Consider the following 18,015-nt stretch of genomic DNA (forward strand, 5'->3'; position numbering starts at 1 on the left):
GAGTGACGCAAGTCTGCCTGAGCAAGTTCTGCCTGTGAACCAAGAATCCCCGCGCATGGCAGGCCGGGGAGTGTCAACGCTATATAACCGGATATGACATAACATCACCAATCGTATTTTGGCAAACACTGCCAGTAAAAGCCCCCTACCTTTTGGGAAACCGCACCCCTAACCCCACTTGTGAGGAGGGGAACTTTGGCGTTAGCCACTTATCGGGGTGGGGTTTTCAGCAACTGCGGCTAATTAACGTCCCACCAATTTATCCCGCAGAAGCTTAATGCGATCGCGCAACTTCGCCGCCTCCTCAAACTCTAGTTTTTTGGCTGCTTCTTTCATCTGTGCTTCCAGTTGGATAATAAACCCTGGAATCTCTTCTAAAGGAAATTCATCAATGTGTTGCTCAACTGTTTCTAACTCAGTTGCATTTAATCGCCGCGACACTTCTAAGAAAGACAAAATTGCATTACGCGATCTTCTCACAATCGGTTGTGGTGTAATTCCGTGCATCCGATTGTAAGCCTCCTGAATATTGCGACGTCTCTCGGTTTCTTCCATAGCTCTAATCATGCTATCGGTGAGGTTATCAGCATACATAATTGCTTGTCCTCGCACATGACGCGCTGCTCTCCCAATCGTTTGAATCAGAGAACGTTCTGCACGCAAAAAGCCTTCTTTATCTGCATCCAAAATCGCCACCAGAGAAACCTCCGGTAAATCTAACCCTTCCCGCAGCAAGTTCACGCCAACTAACACATCAAATTTACCATCGCGCAAATCCTGCAAAATCTCAATTCGCTCAATCGAATTGATTTCCGAATGCAGATACCTCACCCGAATACCATTGTCTTGCAGATACTCGGTTAAATCTTCTGCCATGCGCTTAGTCAGTGTTGTAATCAGCACACGTTCTTTGCGGTCAACTCTGTCTTTGATTTCGCCTAACAAATCATCAATTTGCCCTTCTGTAGGACGTACAATGATTTCTGGGTCAATCACTCCAGTTGGTCTAATGATTTGTTCCGCCACATGACCTTCTGAAACTTCGAGTTCCCAATCTCCTGGGGTAGCGGAAACAAAAATACACTGATTCACCTTTGTCCAAAATTCCTCCGCCTTGAGTGGACGGTTATCAGCCGCACTGGGAAGACGAAATCCATGCTCAATTAAGACTTTTTTGCGTGCTTGGTCGCCATTATACATGCCGCGTATCTGCGGTACGCTAACGTGAGATTCGTCTATCACCAACAGCCAATCTTTGGGAAAATAATCAATTAAACACTCTGGTGGTTCGCCTGCAATGCGTCCTGCTAAATGGCGGGAATAGTTTTCCACACCGTTGCAATAACCCACCTCGCGCAACATTTCCAAATCATAGCGTGTCCGTTGATCTATACGTTGCGCTTCGAGTAATTTCCCTGCTTCCTCTAATTGTGCTTTTCGCTCTTTGAGTTCTGCTGCGATCGCATCGCAAGCCGCTTCTAACCTTTCTTCTGGAGTGACGAAGTGACGCGCAGGGTAGACATTCACGGCTTCTACACTCTTGATAATTTCACCTGTCACGGGGTCAACGTAACGAATAGCGTCAATTTCATCACCAAAAAACTCCACGCGAATGATTCGGTCTTCATACGCTGGACCAATTTCTAACACATCACCCCGGACACGGAAACGCCCGCGCCCCAATTCCACATCGTTGCGGCTATACTGAACTGACACCAACTCTTTCAGTATTTCCCGTTGGTTGACTTCCAGCCCGACTTGAAATGGAATGGCGGCTTTAAGGTACTCTGAGGGAATTCCCAAACCGTAGATACAACTAATAGATGCAACAACGATAACATCGCGACGTTCAAACAGCGATCGCGTCGCCGAGTGTCGCAACATATCAATTTCATCGTTAATCGAAGCTGTTTTTTCTATATATGTATCACTGACAGGAATATATGCTTCCGGTTGATAATAATCGTAGTAGCTGACGAAATACTCAACTGCATTATCAGGAAAGAATTCTCGCAACTCATTACACAGTTGTGCTGCGAGAGTTTTGTTATGAGCAAGGACGAGAGTGGGTTTCCCTATTTTTTCAATCACTGATGCTATGGAAAATGTCTTACCCGTTCCCGTCGCCCCAAGTAAAGTTTGATACCGATTACCAGCGTTTATACTACCGATCAGTTGAGCGATCGCTTGTGGCTGATCGCCTGTTGGTTGAAAGGGAGCTTGAAGACCAAATTCTGTCATAAAATTTCACTGTCCAGTACCCTATCTTATGGTAGCGAATGCGATCGCCGGAGGCGGGGCTTTGCCCATCGCTTCCTAGGCTACACAGTTGCGAGCATCCTGCTCCAATTGCACCTGATCATGCTCTGCAATCTTTATTTATTAAAATTTACAAAACTTTTCTATAAATGTTTATTTATGTATGAGTTTTGAAGAACATTATATCCCTATAAGATTTTTTAAAGTTAAACTTAAACATTAAGGAAAAATTTAACTTTCCCAGAATATTGTAAAATAAATTAACAATCAAAAAGTGAGAGGATATGAGCATGACTAGCTCTAGTAAAGCAGTGAGTCCTCGGCAAAAGCATTTGAAGCTCAAGGGAGAAAATACCGTGGAAAATAATCAGGGTCAAAGTTTGAATAAAAATAACGTCGAGCAGAATGGTGATAAGTCAAAAGAGATAGAATTGCTAGGTAAACTGGAAGTAACAGATACACTAGCTATCTCTGGGATACGTCCAGTGACCTCGAGTCATTTGCAAGTTGTAGAGACAAAGAACATAATGGGTATACGCCCTATTGCTGCAAACACATTCCACACTGTTGGCAGTGTTAATATATCTGGAACTCGTCCAATTGGTTCAAGTGATCTGGTTATTTCTGAAACATACTCTGTCATGGGCAATCGCCCAGTCGCATCAAATACTATAGACGATTCTGAATCTCTGATGGGTTTTCTGGATTAGACAAAAAATCTTACACATAGCTTTATAAACCCGGTTTCTTTACGAAAACCGGGTTTTTTATTAACAAGTAGCGTGCGTTAGGAGTTGTCCACAAGACCTCATAATTCAAGGGATTAGTATGGTGCGGAATCAAAGATTCTTAAATAATTAAAAAACAGTAAGGGAGTAGTTATTAGTTATTTATTCTCATTCTTTAAGTATAGGGAACTAATATATCTTGAGGTGGAAGGCTCTAGCAAAAATATTAAGCTAACTTGTAAGGGTGATAACAAAGAACTTCAAAGTTGATTCGCAACTTTGAGACAAAATTCATAAAACATTAGGAGGTCAAAATGAGCTTAGAAGATCGCGCAAAAGCAACTGCTAAAAACATTGAAGGTAAAGCTCAAGAAGCAGTAGGAAATATCACTGGCGACCCAGAAGATAAAGCAGAAGGTAAAGCAAAGCAAGCTGAAGGTGAAGTACGTCATGGCGTTGAAGACGTGAAAGATAACGTCAAGAAGACGCTTGACTAGAATTGAGCTTGGCTGCAGAAATTTTAGGTATCTGACAGAGGGGAACTCTAAATAAATACCAGATTGTGAGAATTTGCAGCAATGTAAACGCGTCTTGTAAAAGCGCGGGTTCAATGAAGTCCGCTTAAGCGGACTTCGCTTTTTAACAAAATCTTGAGATTAAGGGCAAATGACGAAACGATTAGAAGCCCTGACCCATCTGTTGCATAAAAATTCAAACAATTTAAACTCAATTAACTTCAACGAACCTTCTATTTAAGTTGGTTTTAACAGTGATTTTTTGGAGGCAATAAACATGAGTCTGCTTCAGCAGAGTCGCAAAATCTTGGCAGCTTGTGTCTTGATTTTAGTCTTAACGTTAACTACCGCTTGTGGCGCTGGTACCGCAACACAAGCTAAGGGCACAGTCAATCCCCCAGTTGTTGGTCGGGATGTGGCTTATGGACAATTAGAGCGAGGAAATAGCCCAACAGCACAAAGCTTTGGTGACTGGGTTGTGCAAGCATCAAAGGGATTAATTACAGATGCTTATGTGCGTGACAACAACAAATTAGGCGTTGTCATCTCCTCGAAAGTACCTCCCAATGACGTGCGTCCCCTAGCCAAATCCTTGGTAGAAGGTTTTCGCCGGAACTTCCCGAATCAAGACTTGAAAGTTTTGGTGTATGCACCTGACAAGAAACTGATTTTGACAGCTGACTATGACGTGCAAACAAAACAAGTTCAGTACAGCTAATCGCACTCATTTGCACGAAAAGTTTGAGCGCAGTCAGTTGATTTAAGAATTTTGACGAGAAAAAGGAGATAAGTACAGTGAGTAGCAGCGACCAATATAGACATCAAATCATGAATGATTTGGCTAAGGGAGATGTTGAATCCCTAGATGATACCACCGCCGCTTCAACAACACAGTACGACAATTTTGACGACTTTGCCCAGCGGTCAACACACGAAGAGCGCCGTCAGTTGTTTGGTCGGTCTTTGCATCATGACAACATTCCAGCCAACCAAATGGAGCCAGAATTGCAAAAGGCGATCGCTCAAATTAAGCCCAATGAGCGGGATGATGTTGCTCGTTCCTTCTTCAAGCACTTCAAGCAAAGAGGGCTAGACGATCGCCATCTAGAGCAACAACTTGGTCTTTCCACCCATGTCCCTGGTAGGATGAGCGCTGATGATGTCAGCAAACTTGCATCCTTCGCCTACCACAACCACCCTGATATCTTCCGTGAGGTATTAGCAGAGCAACCAGGTATTATCAAGTTTCTCAGCAATCCTGTTGTAGCAGCCGTTTTAGGAGTTGCTGCAGCGAAGTGGTTGGGTAGTCACCACAAGTAAGCGTTGATTGAGTGTTGGGTTCGTAGATTTGTTGGGTGGGCAAGTAGCCCACCTTTTCTATAAATAGCGGTTCTCGTTTGGATACAACACGCTTTACCCCACCCTGGTTTTATCTCGTGCCAAAACTTCCCCTCCCCGCTTGCGGGGAGGGGATTAAGGGGTGGGGTAAATCAACGTGAGATAAACAGTTGAACCTTAAATTGACACCAATGAGCAAAGCTTCGTGCCCCTACAATATTCCTGTATTGCACTCAATTGAAAAAGGCTGTAAGTAGGTAGGCGAAAACAAATTGAACAAAGCTTCGGGTGAGTTACGCGAAGCCCTAATCGACCAACCCCGCCGATTGAATGCTGTACTCAAAGGAAGACCCCATCCTACAGTGGTTTTATATTTAATTCAGCCCACGTAGTTAGCCCCAAATTCACAAAATTTTTACATAAGAGTTTAACTGATAAATTGTGTGTAAATATTATATAATCTAGCTTTTGGTAGTAGAGAAGAGATACTTGTAGTATTTCTTATTTTAAAGTTTGCGTTAAGACAAAATAAAAGTACTTGATTTTGTGCGTGTAAAGAGTAACACTTTTTACTATACATTCTTCAGCATCATTACTTAAAATACCGCTAGCACCTTAAAGACAAGAGCGAGTTAATACTTGCCGTCATTTGATCTATACGAGGTGCGACAGGTCGAACCTTAGCCTGTTGTAACATATTTGACGTGCAATTATTTTTGAGGTGTTAGCGCTCACTCCAGGGTAAATCTACCGCAACCTTTACCTATTGATAGGAGTGAGTTTAATGACGACTAGATTTCAGGTTAGAAGAAAGATACGCAAAGCTTGTTCCAAAGCAAAGCATGTTACTTTGGAAACACTAAGCATGGGAAAAACGAATGTCCCTCACAATACATCCAGACTAGGTTTAGGCAAAAACAGTCTGGGGGTGGCAACACTAAATGTCTTTGGTGTTACTACTGCTCAAACGACTTTTCTCAAACAAAAGTTAGCACTCGCCACCACAGGAGCCTTATTTATCGCTCTAGGAACTGCGGTACCATCAATGGCAGCTAGCGTGCAGTATTCAGGCACTACTGTAGGTCAATCCACATGGAATCGTCCCATAGACAACGGTGCAAATCCTCCTACCGACCTTAGTATTGTTGGTACTAAGGTTTCATATAGTGTCCAAGAGTTCTCTGTTGACGCTAGTGGTTTGTACAACTTTCTGAGTGACGCTGTTTCTCCTACTAATTGGGATAACTATTTATTCCTGTACCAGAACAGCTTTAACCCAACGACTCCCCTGACTAACGCTGTCATAGGAAACGATGACTTTAATTTTATAGGTCGCTCTGCTTTCAATGATGTCTCCTTAACCGCAGGGAGGAGTTATTTTCTGGTCACTACTGGATATACCAATGACAGCGCTGGCAGTTTTACCAACACCGTTTCAGGTTCTGGTAATATCACCCTAGATTCGAGACCCCCCGCTTCTCAGCCTGTTCCTGAACCTCTAACTATATTAGGTTCATTAGCAGCAGGTAGTTTTGGTGTGGCTTTGCGTCGTAAATACAACAAGCAGCAACAAGAAGACACTGCAAATGTGTAGAAATTTCACATAGAATTAGTTTGAGGTGCTAGCGAATCTCACTCCAGGGTAAATCTACCATCAACTTTTACCTGGATTTAGGAGTGAGTCCAATGACTAGATGTCAGATTAGAAGAAAGTTACGCAAAGCTTGCTTTAAAGCAATATATATTACCGTAGAAATATTTGGTATAAGGTAGGGAAAAGCCAGTCACTATGAAAGCTTCCCACCTCACCCCAGCCTCACAACTAAAATATCCCCAGTTCTGGCTATTAGCTATAGGCGCAGGCTACATTGCCATTCATTTGACTCTAACCTGGAAAGCAGACAATTCCAGCCTTTTAGGCATGAGTTTTTTATTTTGGGCAGCGATATCTTCTTTAATTTGGGATAAACGCCACAGTTTAAATTTAGAAAGCGATATTTTTTCCAGCTTTTTTGGTCTATCACTGATTGCACTGTTACTTGTAAAGACTATATCCTTAACAAGTTTTGGTGGTTTCTTGTATATCTCACCAGCGATTTTTGCCTTTGGGCTAGCGCTGATAGCGTCTGGTTTTAAGGGCTTGAAGCAGTATAAAGGAGAACTGCTTGTCCTGTTTTTTATCACCGTACCCAAAGTATTACCTACATCGCTAACTGATATATCTCCCTTAACTGCCAAGTTTGCAGGTTTCGCTCTTTGGTACACAGGTTTTCCAGTCACTCGAAATGGAATTCTTATTAGTCTCCCAACGGGAAGCATAGAAGTTTATTCTGGCTGTTCAGGGATAGAACTTGTCTTTCAAATGCTGGGTTTAGCGCTACTTTTTCTCTTAATGTTCCCTCAAAAGGGCAAGAAAAAAATTTTTCTACCAATAATCGCTGCGATTTTAGGATTTGTTGTCAATGGGGTACGAGTTGCTTTGATGGCTATTGTGGTAGCACAGAGACAGCAGGAAGCATTTGTTTATTGGCATGAAGGCGATGGCTCTTTAATATTTTCGCTAATTGCTGTCCTATGTTTTGGATTATTGTGCTGGTTTTTACTTGAGAAGGCTGAAAGAAGAAATAAAGATGCCACGGAGTCATCAAAGTGATTGTTTGGAAACAATTGCGCGTACCGCTTTTAGCTCTAACTCTTGGTAGCGTTATCTTGACTTTGGGAAACGTAGTCTTAGCTCCCACAAAAGACAAACGTACAGTTACCCCGTTTGTCTTCCCTGAACAAGTGCCGTTATCACAATGGCGGCTCAGTATCAGTCCTCCCCTAACGAAGTCAACAAAGGAGCATTCAACACTCCTCGCTCAAAAGCATTATCGGTACATGAAAAATGACTTGTTTCTAGATATCGAAATGCGCTATTTGACCGATGGAGATGGTGAAAGGCTTTTTAGGGAATACACATCTATTTCATCGTCTGCTAACGTGCGTCAGCGAGAAGGAGTAGGCTACTACGGTGTTGGAGTTGACAAGCAGCGAGCTTATCTCAGTGCCTGTATTAACTCACAAGGCGGCAGTACATTTACTCAAAAACAGTTTGACCAAAATCAGTATTTCTCTGACCTGCAACCTCAACGAGTCCTGTCTTGGTTATTGGGTCAGGAAGGTTTCAAAGACAGGCGCTGTCTTTGGGCGCATTTATCAATTCCCTTAAAAAATTCTTCCCCTGAAGCGGCTTACCAAGTTTTAGAAAACGCTTGGTTTTCTTGGTATCAGTGGTGGCAACCTCGCTTTCCTAAGTCTTAAAATATCATCAATTTTTCTCTAATATTCTATAAGCAAAATGACAAAATCAAGTGGCGATAAATTCAACCCTATAGTTCAAGAACTACAAGACTTTGCCTTCAGTCAGCAATCCTCAATGACAATAGTACGAGTGCTAGGCTACGGTCTATTGTTATTGGCATTGTTCGACATCATTGTGATGTTTATCCCGCCCAATTTTATGAACCCTGCTTGGGAGTTTCAAACAATTGGGGCGCTAGTTGAAAGGGTACCAGTACCTTTAATTGGGCTAGTCTTAGTATTTTTTGGAGAGCTACATTCGCGAACAAAATGGGAAATTCCTATTTTAAAGGTTTTATCTTGGTTGACTTTAGTATTTGGAATCTTATTTTTTCTCCTGATACCTTTAGGACTGACTAACACCATTCGGTTAAATACTCAAAGTACAGCTCAAATTCAAACTGTATCTACTCAACAAGCTTCTCAGGCTGAACAATTAGAACAGCAGGTGAGTAAAGCCTCACCTGAACAAATAAGTAACTTTTTGAAGAGCCAAGGTCGCAAAATAGATGGCAAAACCCCTGATGAATTAAAAAATCAACTTCTATCAGAAGTCTCACAAGCTAAGAAACAGATAAAGACTCAAGCAGAAGCAACTCAATCGCTGCGAGGTCTAAACTTAATTAAGACTTCTGCAAAATGGAATCTTGGTGCTTTAGTCGCAGGGACTTTGTTTATCTTAATTTGGAAGGGAACGCGTTGGGCGAGAAACTGAACATACAGCAGCAATTCGTGAGTCAGAAGTCAGAAGTCAGAAATAAAAAGGGCTTTCTGTCTGACTTTTAGATAACAACATTGTACTTCATTTACTTGCAATATGCTGTAAGTATTGTGCTAATACATAAGGTAGGGGCACAGCATGCTGTGCCCCTACAAACTTTTATTGCATTCAACTGAAAACAGCTTGATTTAAGCTGTTGCTAGTTGCGGAGTAGGACGCTTGCTGTTGCGAATACCCTCTATTGCCTCAGCATAATCCTTAGCCTTAAACACAGCTGAACCAGCAACGATCGCATTTGCCCCAGCTTCCAAAACCTGCCAGGTATTATTTGCCTTGAGTCCCCCATCCACTTCAATCCAAGGATCAAGACCGCGTTCATCGCACATTTGACGCAGCTTGCGGATTTTTGGCACGACTTCGGGGATAAAGCTTTGACCGCCAAAACCGGGGTTGACGCTCATAATCAACACCAAGTCACACAGTTCCAGGACATATTCAATCAGCTCCAGGGGAGTACCTGGGTTAAGTACAGCTCCCGCTTTTTTACCAAGTTCTTTGATTTGCCCTAACGTGCGGTGCAGGTGGGGGGAAGCATTGTGTTCGGCATGAACATAGATGTGATCTGCCCCTGCTTTAGCAAAATCCTCTACGTACTTTTCTGGCTCTACAATCATCAAGTGGACGTCCAGAGGTTTTTGCGTCACTGGACGAATCGCCTCCACAACCAAAGGACCTATTGTAATATTAGGTACAAAACGACCGTCCATTACATCTACATGAATCCAATCTGCACCAGCCTGATCTACAGCACGCACTTCGTCTCCTAGACGACTAAAATCTGCTGATAGGATGGATGGAGCTATTACAATGGGCTTTTTTGATTGCGTTTGGGTCATGGCTCGTGGGTTCTAAGCGTCCTCGTCTGTAAGTATTTTAACAAAACTTGAGCTAGCGCTCATCTGTTAACTGAAACTATGCCGAACAAACAAACTTGGATAATTTGCGGATTGAGTGCTTGTTGCTTAACTGCACCCGTACTTGCTGCTGTAGAATCTCCTTTTGGAACCAACGGTATTGATGCTCTTAGACTACACCAACCTCCATATAATTTAATTGGTCGCAAGATTGCTATTGGTCAAGTGGAGATTGGGCGTCCGGGGAAGTTCGGGTTGGATAAAGCAGTTTCTAAAAATCGCGCAGTTTCCTTAGCAGGAGCGTTCCTCCGCAATGCACCTGCTAAGTCAAATACGGGTGTTGATCCCCACGCCTACAATGTAGCTAGTATCATGGTCAGTACAGATAAAGGCTTTCGTGGAATTGCCCCAGGAGCAAGGCTGTATTCCTCTGCAGTAGGTGGTGGTAGAAGCTTAGGTCAGCCAGAGGAGTGTTTGTCTGCGCAACACATAGCGCTACAAAATGGGGGAGATGTCCGCGCGATTAACTTTAGCTTTGGTGAACCTTTAAACCGTGACCCACGACCAGAGGCTCTTTTAGATGGTAACGCCTTACTCACTTTATGTATTGACTGGTCTACTCGCGTTCACAATAGTTTATATGTCATTGCAGGCAATCAAGGAAAGGGTGGCATTCCTATACCTACTGATAACTTTAATGGATTAAACGTGGCTTTTTCATCGCGTCGGGGAGGAATTTTTAATAAAGTAGACGTTTCTAATTTGGCTGCTGTGAGTGAAGCACTGATGATACGGCTTGCAGGAAAGGAAATTAATCTTGGTCCGCGTCGTGCGATTGGTCTAGTTGCTCCTGGAAATAACATTCCTTTGATCAATCCAGATGGCAAAAATAATAAAGTCACGGGTACAAGTTTTGCATCGCCTCAGGTAACGGCTACAGTAGCCTTATTGCAGGAGTTCGGTGACAGACAACTGCGAACAAAACAACCCAACTGGAGCATAGATTCTCGCAGACATGAAGTGATGAAAGCTGTACTGCTGAATTCCGCAGACAAAGTCCAAGATTATGGCGATGGTTTGCGTTTAGGAATGACGCGAACGCTGATTGATAAACAAAATCAAGACTGGCTGGCTTCTGATGCATACAAAGACCCAAAAATTCCCTTAGATGCCCAAATGGGAACTGGTCATTTGAACGCGTTTCGTGCTTACCAACAATTTAGCGCTCTTCAATGGAATCCAGCGCAAACTGTACCAGCTATTGGTTGGGATTATCGCACAGTCAATCCAGAGAAATCTGTAGAATATGAGCTAGCAAAACCCTTAAAGCAGGGGAGTTTTGTTTCTATCTCCTTAGCTTGGGATAGATTAGTAGAACTCAATGATAAGAATAAAAATGGTCAGTTTGATACAGGAGAAAATTTTCGCGATCGCGGCTTAAACAACCTCAACCTTTATCTAGTCAAAGCTGATGATAATGGAAATGCTAACGCTATATGTTCCTCAATTAGTCAAGTTGATAGTGTAGAACATATTTTCTGTCCCGTTCCTACTACTGGCAATTACAAAATCCGTGTTCAATTTCAGCATAAGGTCAACCAACCAACTCAACCTTATGCTTTAGCTTGGTGGACTGTACCCGTGAAGTAGGAAATAAGGGGGATGAGGGTTCCGGAGGGGGATGAGTTTACGCAGAATTGAGATTTCTTCTTTACAGCGCTTTTTAAATGATTAGACCACAAATCCTAGGGTAGGCATTGCTCATAAAAGCGGATGTGGTAAACATTTGAGATATTGGTGAGCAGTCCGTTGCGGGGGTTCCCCCCGTTGTAGGCGGAACGCCTTCCCGCAGGGTAGGAACTGCTCACCCGGAGGATCAGCAATGCCCACCAGAAAGAAAACCCCTGTAACCTTAAGGAGGTGCGCGATCACCAATTCTCAATTCAATTTAGTCATTAATACTTATTGACTAATGGCGCTCTTCACCTGTTATCGAAAGAGAATTTAAAACTGTACAATCACTGTTGCCAAAACTGTAACCGCTCAGAGATTATGTCACCTAAGATGCCATAGTCAAAACACAGACTCTGGCGATAATGGGTGGTAACATGAAGCAGAAATTCAGCAATGCTCGGGAAAAGTTCCTGCAAAGACGTTACGGTGTTCGTTTGGGGAGACGTTACGTTTTGGCTGCTGCTAGCGTTGTGCTTATGGGTGTCATAGGATGCTCTCAAGTTAATACTAGCACGAGTGCGTTTGCCCAATCACGTCTACCTGGCTCAGAATCTCCTATATCAAAATCAGCATCAAATCCTGACAGCAAACTTGTTGCTGCCAACACCAAATTTGGCTTTAAACTGTTTTCGGAAGTTTTGGAAAAAGACCCAAGCAATAACATTTTTGTTTCACCTTCTAGTGTAGCAATTGCCCTTGCCATGACTTACAACGGTGCAAGTGGCACTACAAAAGAAGCAATGACTAAAACGCTCGAGTTACAGGGGTTGAGCTTGGAACAAATCAACTCCTCTAACGCGGCGTTGAAAAAATTACTAGAAAACCCAGACCCGAAAGTGCAACTGACAATTGCTAATTCGCTTTGGGCAAACAAAGACACCAACTTTAAACCAGATTTCTTGCAAAGAAATAAAGATTTTTACACAGCTAAGGTTACAAATTTAAACTTTACAGATGCAGGTGCGCCTGACATCATCAATAATTGGGTTAATGAGAATACACGCGGAAAAATTAACAAAATAGTTGAAAAAATAGAACCAGAGCAAGTGTTATTTCTCATCAATGCTATCTATTTTAAAGGTAGCTGGACAAATGAATTCGACAAACAGCAAACAGCAGAATACCCATTTTACCTATTGTCAGGTAAGCAGAAAGAACACCCAATGATGTCGCAATCAGATGACTATAGATACTATGACAATGAACAATTTCAGGCAGTCAGTTTACCTTATGGTCAAGATGGTAAGATTAGCTTTTATATTTTCTTACCGAAACAGAACTCTAGCCTAAAAAGCTTTTATCAAAACCTGAATGCAGAAAACTGGGAAAATTGGATGACTCAGTTCAGCAAACGGGAGGGATTTGTTCGCTTGCCTCGCTTTAAAATGGACTATGATGTAACACTGAATAATGCTCTGACAGCTTTAGGTATGGGCGAAGCCTTCAGCAACAAAGCCAATTTTTCGCTCATGGGTAAAAATTTAAAAATGAGCGAGGTCAAGCATAAAACTTTTGTTGAGGTTAATGAAGAAGGTACAGAAGCTGCTGCTGCCACTTCGGTGAGAATTGTACCACTGTCAGCTCAAGTACCAACACAAGAGCCATTCCGAATGATTGTTGACCGTCCTTTCTTCTGTGCGATTCGGGATAATCAGACAGGAAGCCTTTTGTTTATGGGTTCAATTGTGGAGCCACAGTCTTAGAAGGATTGGCATCAGAACGGTTAGCTTGAACATTTGGAGGCGATGCTTCTCCAGCAACGGGTGCAGCTACCTCAACCGAATGAGCTTCTGAGCGCGTTAGATTATCAAGAGCAGTGTTATCAGTTTGGGCGTTATAAGAAGATTCTCCACTGCCTTCAGAAACCACCTCCACGTTATGACTGGAAGCAGAAGGACGCAAAGCACTTAAAGCAGTCTTAATAACAACAGCGCTGGGTACCGCCACAATCACACCCAAAAGCCCACCAACTCTCGCGCCTGTCAAAACAGAAATCAGTGCCCAAACGGGGTTTAAACCCGTAAAATTCCCTAAAATGCGGGGACCAATAATGTTTTCTAGAATTTGCTGGACAATGACGGCTGCAATTAACATCCTTGCCCCCACCCAAACATCTTGCAACGCCACCAGTAAGGTCGTTGTGGCAATACCTACAGTTCCTCCATAGGGAACGAGAGCCATGATGCCAATAGTTAAGCCAAATAGCACACCAAATGGCACTTTCAACCACAAAAAGGTGGTAATCAGGGCTGACGCCATACAGGTAGATAAAATGAGCTGGGTGATGAAGAAATTTTGAAAGCTGAGGCGTATTGTTTGAGAAAAAGGCTCGCGGAATTTGCTCGGTAGCCAATCTACCAAACTCTGCCAAAGTTCATCCCCATGCTGTAAGAGAAAGAAAGTCAAGACCATTGTCAAAACAAAGTCCAGGAGGCTGGTGAATGTGACAACCGCCAGATTCAAAACTTGTCCGGCGATCGCCTGCAATTGTCCCTTGACACGGTCGTTAATTTGTACTACCAAAGCATCAAGGTTAATCGGTAAACCAAAACTTTCTGCTTTCTCGTTGAGCAACATCAACTGCGAGCGCCCAGAATCAATTAATTCTGGTATACGAGCCACCAGTTGCTGAGCTTGGGTCAGAGCTAACGGGAAGAGGGTGACACCCAACGCCAGTAAAATCGATAAAGCGAGCAAAAAGACTAAAATAGCAACTTGCTCTCGCTTGGCACCATGACGCACCATCCAACTTACAGGGTAGTTGAGCAGAAACGCTAGCACTGACGCTCCGACTAGAATGACAATTAACGAGTGAAAGTAATGAAAAATTGCTGAAATCGCCCAACCGTTGAGTACTAGCAGTGGAGCGAACAGAGCGATCGCCAAAAATCGTGCTAAGGGTGTTAGTGTTTGCCACCAGTTTAAGAGCTTGCGTGTTTGCATCTGCCGATTGCGGGATACAACTAAATAAAATTTTTCTCTAAAACCTATTATCTCTGACTACATCACTGTGATTCATCCCTCTTGTTTAGGATTGCACTTACCCAAATGATAAATTTTGAACCATTTGATCACAATTCCCCTTGTATGGAATCTCAGGACTGGGGATTAACGGCTAGGGAAGAATTTTCTCAATCCCTTATCCCAAGTATTGCCACTCCTACAGGGTTGGGGCAAATCTCGAAAAATCTGGGCAACCGTATGAGAAAACGTACCATAAGCGTGTCCACTATGATGAAGTTGGGCGCTTTATTGCAAATATACAGCAAAAAAGCGACTGCCCAAAGCGCCGAAATTGCGACGGTTGCCCAGATTTTTACAGGTTTAATGAAGGGGCTGTTGCGTGTGTTTGATTCCAATCGTTGGCTTTTTCCCATCTCTATGGACGTACCGCCAACAGGGAAGTCGGGAACAACTTGCTGTGAGTCGTCTGTCTTAAACTATTGGTATTTACCTGGCTTTTGAGTTACCTCTTGCTAGCGACTGGGGCGGCAACTTCAGAGTTTTTAACACTGCGTCTACTTATCCTTAATAGCTTTCTCACCTCTAGCTACATTTTGGTTAGTATCTGGTTAATTGTTCGTGTGGCTAAAGGCAAATTAAAGCGATCGCCCCTTGTGAGTCGCTCCTTTGCAAAGAGTGCTTGGCAAATACCGCAAGCGAAATCTTAAGGAATCAAGGCAAGCGGCAGTGTTTTTACTTGTACATACCAAAAAACTACGCCTAATCTTCCTAACAACTCTAGTCAAATCTCTTTTGCGATTATCATACTTCAAGAAAAGCTCTCCGGATTTGCCAAAAAATAGGAGAATTACTGCAATAAGTGTTTTTGTTAACACTCAATTGCAAATTTACCACGGATAATCTAAGAGTTAGCTATTATGGGTTGATTTCTCTGTTTCCATAGCAGCAGATTTTCCGGATTTTATTCAGTAAGTGTGAGGAAGTCAGTGACCATTCAAAGAACTTCGGCGCAAGAAAACCATTCCACAAACACTAACAACTTAAGTGAGCAAAATGCCAGCAGCCATAAATCTGGACGGTGGTTGTGGTTTTGGGTGGGTATGAGCGGTATTGCAATGGTGTCAGCAACTGCAGGAGCGCTGTTGGCGGTTTCTTTAACAAGTACGCCTTTAATGCAAGCTTCTTTAAGTGCAGATGAAGCGGCGGTGTTTGATGGCGATCGCATTTCCGGGAGTGGGCTGCGATTTTCAGAATTAACTCGCCCGGTGAATATCTTAATTATGGGGATGAGCGTACTCCCGCCCGATGTGCGAAACCCTCCCGGTGAAACTAAAAATCTTAGATATCTGCCCCAAGTCAACTCCTTTGATGGTCTTGCTGACGTCATGCTCTTGATCAAATTTGATCCAGAGAAGAAAAAATTAGTCATGCTTTCTATTCCCAGAGATACCCGTATAGAAATAGAGGGACACGGTCTCAAAAAAATTAATTCTGCAAATGTTTTTGGTGGGCCAGCTTTGACTGCCAAAACTGTTAGTAACCTCGTGAACGGAGTAGGAATTGATCGCTATATCCGGATTAACGTTTTGGGAGTCGGTAAGCTGATTGATGCTTTGGGTGGAGTCACAGTTTACGTACCCAAAGATATGAAATATCAAGATGATTCTCAGCACCTTTATATTAATTTGAAGAAAGGAAAGCAGCATCTCAATGGCGATCAGGCGCTGCAACTTCTGCGCTTCCGGCATGATGAGAATGGAGACATTGGTCGAATTCAGCGACAGCAAATGGTCATGCGAGCGCTGATGGATCAATCTCTCAACCCAGCTACCCTAACTCAATTGCCCAAAATTCTCAACGTAGTCAAAGAACATATTGATACTAACTTAACAATTGAAGAATTATTGGCACTGGCAGGTTTTGGAGTGCGAACAAATCGCTCTAATATGCAAATGTTGATGCTGCCTGGTCGGTTTAGTCAAAAAGGGGAGTTTAATGCTAGCTACTGGTTACCAGATAAGGCACGCATCAATAGCATGATCACTCAGCACTTTGAAGTGCAAACAGATTCTACACCTCAGGAAGTAAATCCAGCTTCTTTGCGAATCGCAATTCAAGACAGTACAGGCAGCGATAAAGCGAATCTCCGACCTTTGATTAGAGCATTAGAAAAATCTGGCTATACTAACGTCTACATAGCTAAAAGCTGGGGTGAACCCTTAGAAGTGACTCATATTGTTGCCCAACAAGGAGATGGGAGCAGTGCCGAATCAATTCGCAACACTTTAGGAATTGGAGAAGTGCGGGTAGAAAGCACTGGCAATCTCGGATCTGATATTAGTATCCAAGTGGGTAAGGATTGGTTACAACACAGAGAAATCCTTGAGAACCCTGTCCAACCTTAAGCCTTCACATAACAAATAAGGATACTGAGTTTACACTCCCACGGATTCGGGTATGCCTGCGGCACTCCTGAGGGCAAACACAATCGCGCCGTGGGATTCGTAACCTGGAGCGAATTAACTTATCTAACTCAGTTGCCGTATTGCGTTCCTGGCTGATTGCTTCCAAATCCAGTCCTGTATAATCAAATTCACCACTTCAGGAGTTTCATCTTGGGGACAATGCCCCACGCCTTCTAAAGGAATAAACTTTTGCACTTGTGGAAAGTTGGCTAACTCTCTACCTAACTCAACTGGTTCCCAAGGATCTGCGGTTCCCCATAAGATCATCGCTGGACAGGGTAGTTCAGGTAAAAGGTCTTCAGCTAAAGGACCTGAGGAATAAGAGGTAAAGGCGAGGAAAACAGCTACAGCCCCCGGGTCTTGTGCTGGTGCTGTGAGTATATCTACTAACTCTTCTGTGACTGCTTCAGAATTAGCATACGCTTGCAGAAGAATTTTTCGTACTGTTTTCGGTTTGGCGACTTGATTGAAAAAGAAGTCGCCAATTGGTTTGACAGATAGTATACGTTGAAGTATGGGCGCTCCGAAGCGCCGATGCCACGGTAAAGTTGCCCGCTTGCGATCGTGCAATAGCCGCAGGGAACAGTTGAGCAGTGCAACTCCTAATGCGATGTCTGGGTTACTTACTGCTGCTTGCATTACTACAATACAGCCAATGGAGTTAGCAACTAAAAAAGCAGGTTCACCCACGACCTCACGGCAAAAATCTGCCACTTGCTGTCCCCAAGTTTCAATTGTGTAAGCAATTTTCTCACCAGGTTTTGGTTTCGCTGAACTGCCAAACCCAATCAAATCAATAGCATAGACACGGCAGTTATCCGCCAGCATGGGTATATTTTTCCGCCAGTGACACCATGATGCTCCGAAGCCATGCACTAAGATAACGGCTGGTCCGGTGGTTCCTTGGGTTTGGTAGCAAATGGGAAAGCCTTGCCAAATCCAGGTTTTTGTTGAGGTTAATGCTGGAGTGGAAGTAGAGGTCGTCATCGAAGATAGATAATGAGTACAAGGAGTAGATATGCAGCTTTTTGCTGC

15 protein-coding genes and 1 pseudogene are annotated in these 18,015 nt (G+C 43.1%); 12 read left to right on the plus strand and 4 right to left on the minus strand.

Going from position 1 to position 18,015, the window contains the following annotated elements; translation table 11 throughout:
* Positions 1-243 precede the first annotated feature (243 nt).
* Complete coding sequence (uvrB, locus tag AACT52_RS24260) at positions 244-2,241, minus strand: excinuclease ABC subunit UvrB (RefSeq protein ID WP_073633621.1); 1,998 nt, start codon at positions 2,239-2,241, stop codon at positions 244-246.
* A gap of 302 nt (positions 2,242-2,543) precedes the next feature.
* Between uvrB and AACT52_RS24265 the strand changes: the two genes are divergently transcribed.
* The 8 genes from AACT52_RS24265 to hpsJ-A all read left to right on the plus strand — a co-directional run bounded on the left by AACT52_RS24265 (position 2,544) and on the right by hpsJ-A (position 8,897).
* Positions 2,544-2,969, plus strand: coding sequence for a hypothetical protein (locus AACT52_RS24265; RefSeq protein WP_073633622.1), 426 nt, complete (start codon positions 2,544-2,546; stop codon positions 2,967-2,969).
* 332 nt (positions 2,970-3,301) lie between these two features.
* Positions 3,302-3,484 carry a CsbD family protein gene (locus tag AACT52_RS24270; protein ID WP_073633623.1) on the plus strand — a complete coding sequence of 61 codons (183 nt, stop codon included), beginning with the start codon at positions 3,302-3,304 and terminating at the stop codon, positions 3,482-3,484.
* Positions 3,485-3,779: 295 nt separating this feature from the next.
* On the plus strand, positions 3,780-4,220 hold the full coding sequence (locus tag AACT52_RS24275) for a hypothetical protein (protein ID WP_073633624.1): 441 nt from the start codon (positions 3,780-3,782) through the stop codon (positions 4,218-4,220).
* 77 nt (positions 4,221-4,297) lie between these two features.
* Positions 4,298-4,822: a hypothetical protein gene (locus AACT52_RS24280; protein ID WP_073633625.1), complete on the plus strand. Its 525-nt coding sequence runs from the start codon at positions 4,298-4,300 to the stop codon at positions 4,820-4,822.
* A gap of 802 nt (positions 4,823-5,624) precedes the next feature.
* The gene (locus AACT52_RS24285; protein WP_083630518.1) at positions 5,625-6,434 is read left to right on the plus strand and encodes a PEP-CTERM sorting domain-containing protein; all 810 of its coding nucleotides are present in this window, start codon (positions 5,625-5,627) and stop codon (positions 6,432-6,434) included.
* A gap of 195 nt (positions 6,435-6,629) precedes the next feature.
* Positions 6,630-7,493: a cyanoexosortase A gene (crtA, locus tag AACT52_RS24290; protein ID WP_073633626.1), complete on the plus strand. Its 864-nt coding sequence runs from the start codon at positions 6,630-6,632 to the stop codon at positions 7,491-7,493.
* On the plus strand, positions 7,490-8,143 hold the full coding sequence (locus AACT52_RS24295; RefSeq protein WP_073633627.1) for a cyanoexosortase A system-associated protein: 654 nt from the start codon (positions 7,490-7,492) through the stop codon (positions 8,141-8,143). Before crtA ends, AACT52_RS24295 begins: the two co-directional genes overlap by 4 nt.
* 37 nt (positions 8,144-8,180) lie before the next feature.
* Entirely contained in the window at positions 8,181-8,897 is a 717-nt protein-coding gene (hpsJ-A, locus tag AACT52_RS24300) for an HpsJ-like protein, cyanoexosortase A-associated (RefSeq protein ID WP_073633628.1), read from the plus strand.
* 194 nt (positions 8,898-9,091) lie between these two features.
* On the opposite strand, the gene rpe is transcribed toward hpsJ-A, so the two are convergent.
* Positions 9,092-9,799, minus strand: a complete 708-nt coding sequence (gene rpe, locus AACT52_RS24305; RefSeq protein ID WP_073633629.1) for a ribulose-phosphate 3-epimerase — start codon at positions 9,797-9,799, stop codon at positions 9,092-9,094.
* 78 nt (positions 9,800-9,877) lie between these two features.
* Between rpe and AACT52_RS24310 the strand changes: the two genes are divergently transcribed.
* Together AACT52_RS24310 and AACT52_RS24315 are read left to right on the plus strand one after the other, a co-directional pair.
* Positions 9,878-11,467 (plus strand): S8 family serine peptidase, encoded by a 1,590-nt coding sequence (locus AACT52_RS24310; RefSeq protein ID WP_073633630.1) that lies wholly within the window; start codon positions 9,878-9,880, stop codon positions 11,465-11,467.
* A gap of 458 nt (positions 11,468-11,925) precedes the next feature.
* Positions 11,926-13,254, plus strand: a complete 1,329-nt coding sequence (locus tag AACT52_RS24315; RefSeq protein ID WP_073633672.1) for a serpin family protein — start codon at positions 11,926-11,928, stop codon at positions 13,252-13,254.
* Here the strand turns inward: AACT52_RS24315 and AACT52_RS24320 are convergent.
* Complete coding sequence (locus AACT52_RS24320) at positions 13,223-14,494, minus strand: AI-2E family transporter (RefSeq protein WP_073633631.1); 1,272 nt, start codon at positions 14,492-14,494, stop codon at positions 13,223-13,225. The two genes, AACT52_RS24315 and AACT52_RS24320, sit on opposite strands and share 32 nt — an antisense overlap.
* Positions 14,495-14,900: 406 nt before the next feature.
* Between AACT52_RS24320 and AACT52_RS24325 the strand changes: the two are divergent.
* Positions 14,901-15,177 (plus strand): annotated as a pseudogene (locus AACT52_RS24325) (hypothetical protein); the annotation flags it as partial.
* Between the two features lie 324 nt (positions 15,178-15,501).
* A complete protein-coding gene (locus AACT52_RS24330) occupies positions 15,502-16,920 on the plus strand; it encodes an LCP family protein (protein WP_073633632.1) in 1,419 nt (472 codons plus the stop codon).
* Between the two features lie 123 nt (positions 16,921-17,043).
* Here AACT52_RS24330 and AACT52_RS24335 read toward each other — a convergent pair whose 3' ends face one another.
* On the minus strand, positions 17,044-17,967 hold the full coding sequence (locus tag AACT52_RS24335) for an alpha/beta fold hydrolase (RefSeq protein WP_073633633.1): 924 nt from the start codon (positions 17,965-17,967) through the stop codon (positions 17,044-17,046).
* Positions 17,968-18,015: the final 48 nt, after the last annotated feature.

The sequence above is a fragment of the Scytonema sp. HK-05 genome (assembly GCF_963872035.1).
Taxonomy (GTDB): Bacteria; Cyanobacteriota; Cyanobacteriia; order Cyanobacteriales; family Nostocaceae; genus Kalymmatonema.

What these genes read in the sequence shown, in the direction of transcription:
- uvrB (WP_073633621.1), bottom strand. Translation starts at nt 2,241, where the DNA reads ATGACAGAATTTGGTCTTCAAGCTCCCTTTCAACCAACAGGCGATCAG.
- AACT52_RS24265 (WP_073633622.1), top strand. Translation starts at nt 2,544, where the DNA reads ATGAGCATGACTAGCTCTAGTAAAGCAGTGAGTCCTCGGCAAAAGCAT.
- AACT52_RS24270 (WP_073633623.1), top strand. Translation starts at nt 3,302, where the DNA reads ATGAGCTTAGAAGATCGCGCAAAAGCAACTGCTAAAAACATTGAAGGT.
- AACT52_RS24275 (WP_073633624.1), top strand. Translation starts at nt 3,780, where the DNA reads ATGAGTCTGCTTCAGCAGAGTCGCAAAATCTTGGCAGCTTGTGTCTTG.
- AACT52_RS24285 (WP_083630518.1), top strand. Translation starts at nt 5,625, where the DNA reads ATGACGACTAGATTTCAGGTTAGAAGAAAGATACGCAAAGCTTGTTCC.
- crtA (WP_073633626.1), top strand. Translation starts at nt 6,630, where the DNA reads ATGAAAGCTTCCCACCTCACCCCAGCCTCACAACTAAAATATCCCCAG.
- hpsJ-A (WP_073633628.1), top strand. Translation starts at nt 8,181, where the DNA reads ATGACAAAATCAAGTGGCGATAAATTCAACCCTATAGTTCAAGAACTA.
- rpe (WP_073633629.1), bottom strand. Translation starts at nt 9,799, where the DNA reads ATGACCCAAACGCAATCAAAAAAGCCCATTGTAATAGCTCCATCCATC.
- AACT52_RS24310 (WP_073633630.1), top strand. Translation starts at nt 9,878, where the DNA reads ATGCCGAACAAACAAACTTGGATAATTTGCGGATTGAGTGCTTGTTGC.
- AACT52_RS24315 (WP_073633672.1), top strand. Translation starts at nt 11,926, where the DNA reads ATGAAGCAGAAATTCAGCAATGCTCGGGAAAAGTTCCTGCAAAGACGT.
- AACT52_RS24320 (WP_073633631.1), bottom strand. Translation starts at nt 14,494, where the DNA reads ATGCAAACACGCAAGCTCTTAAACTGGTGGCAAACACTAACACCCTTA.
- AACT52_RS24335 (WP_073633633.1), bottom strand. Translation starts at nt 17,967, where the DNA reads ATGACGACCTCTACTTCCACTCCAGCATTAACCTCAACAAAAACCTGG.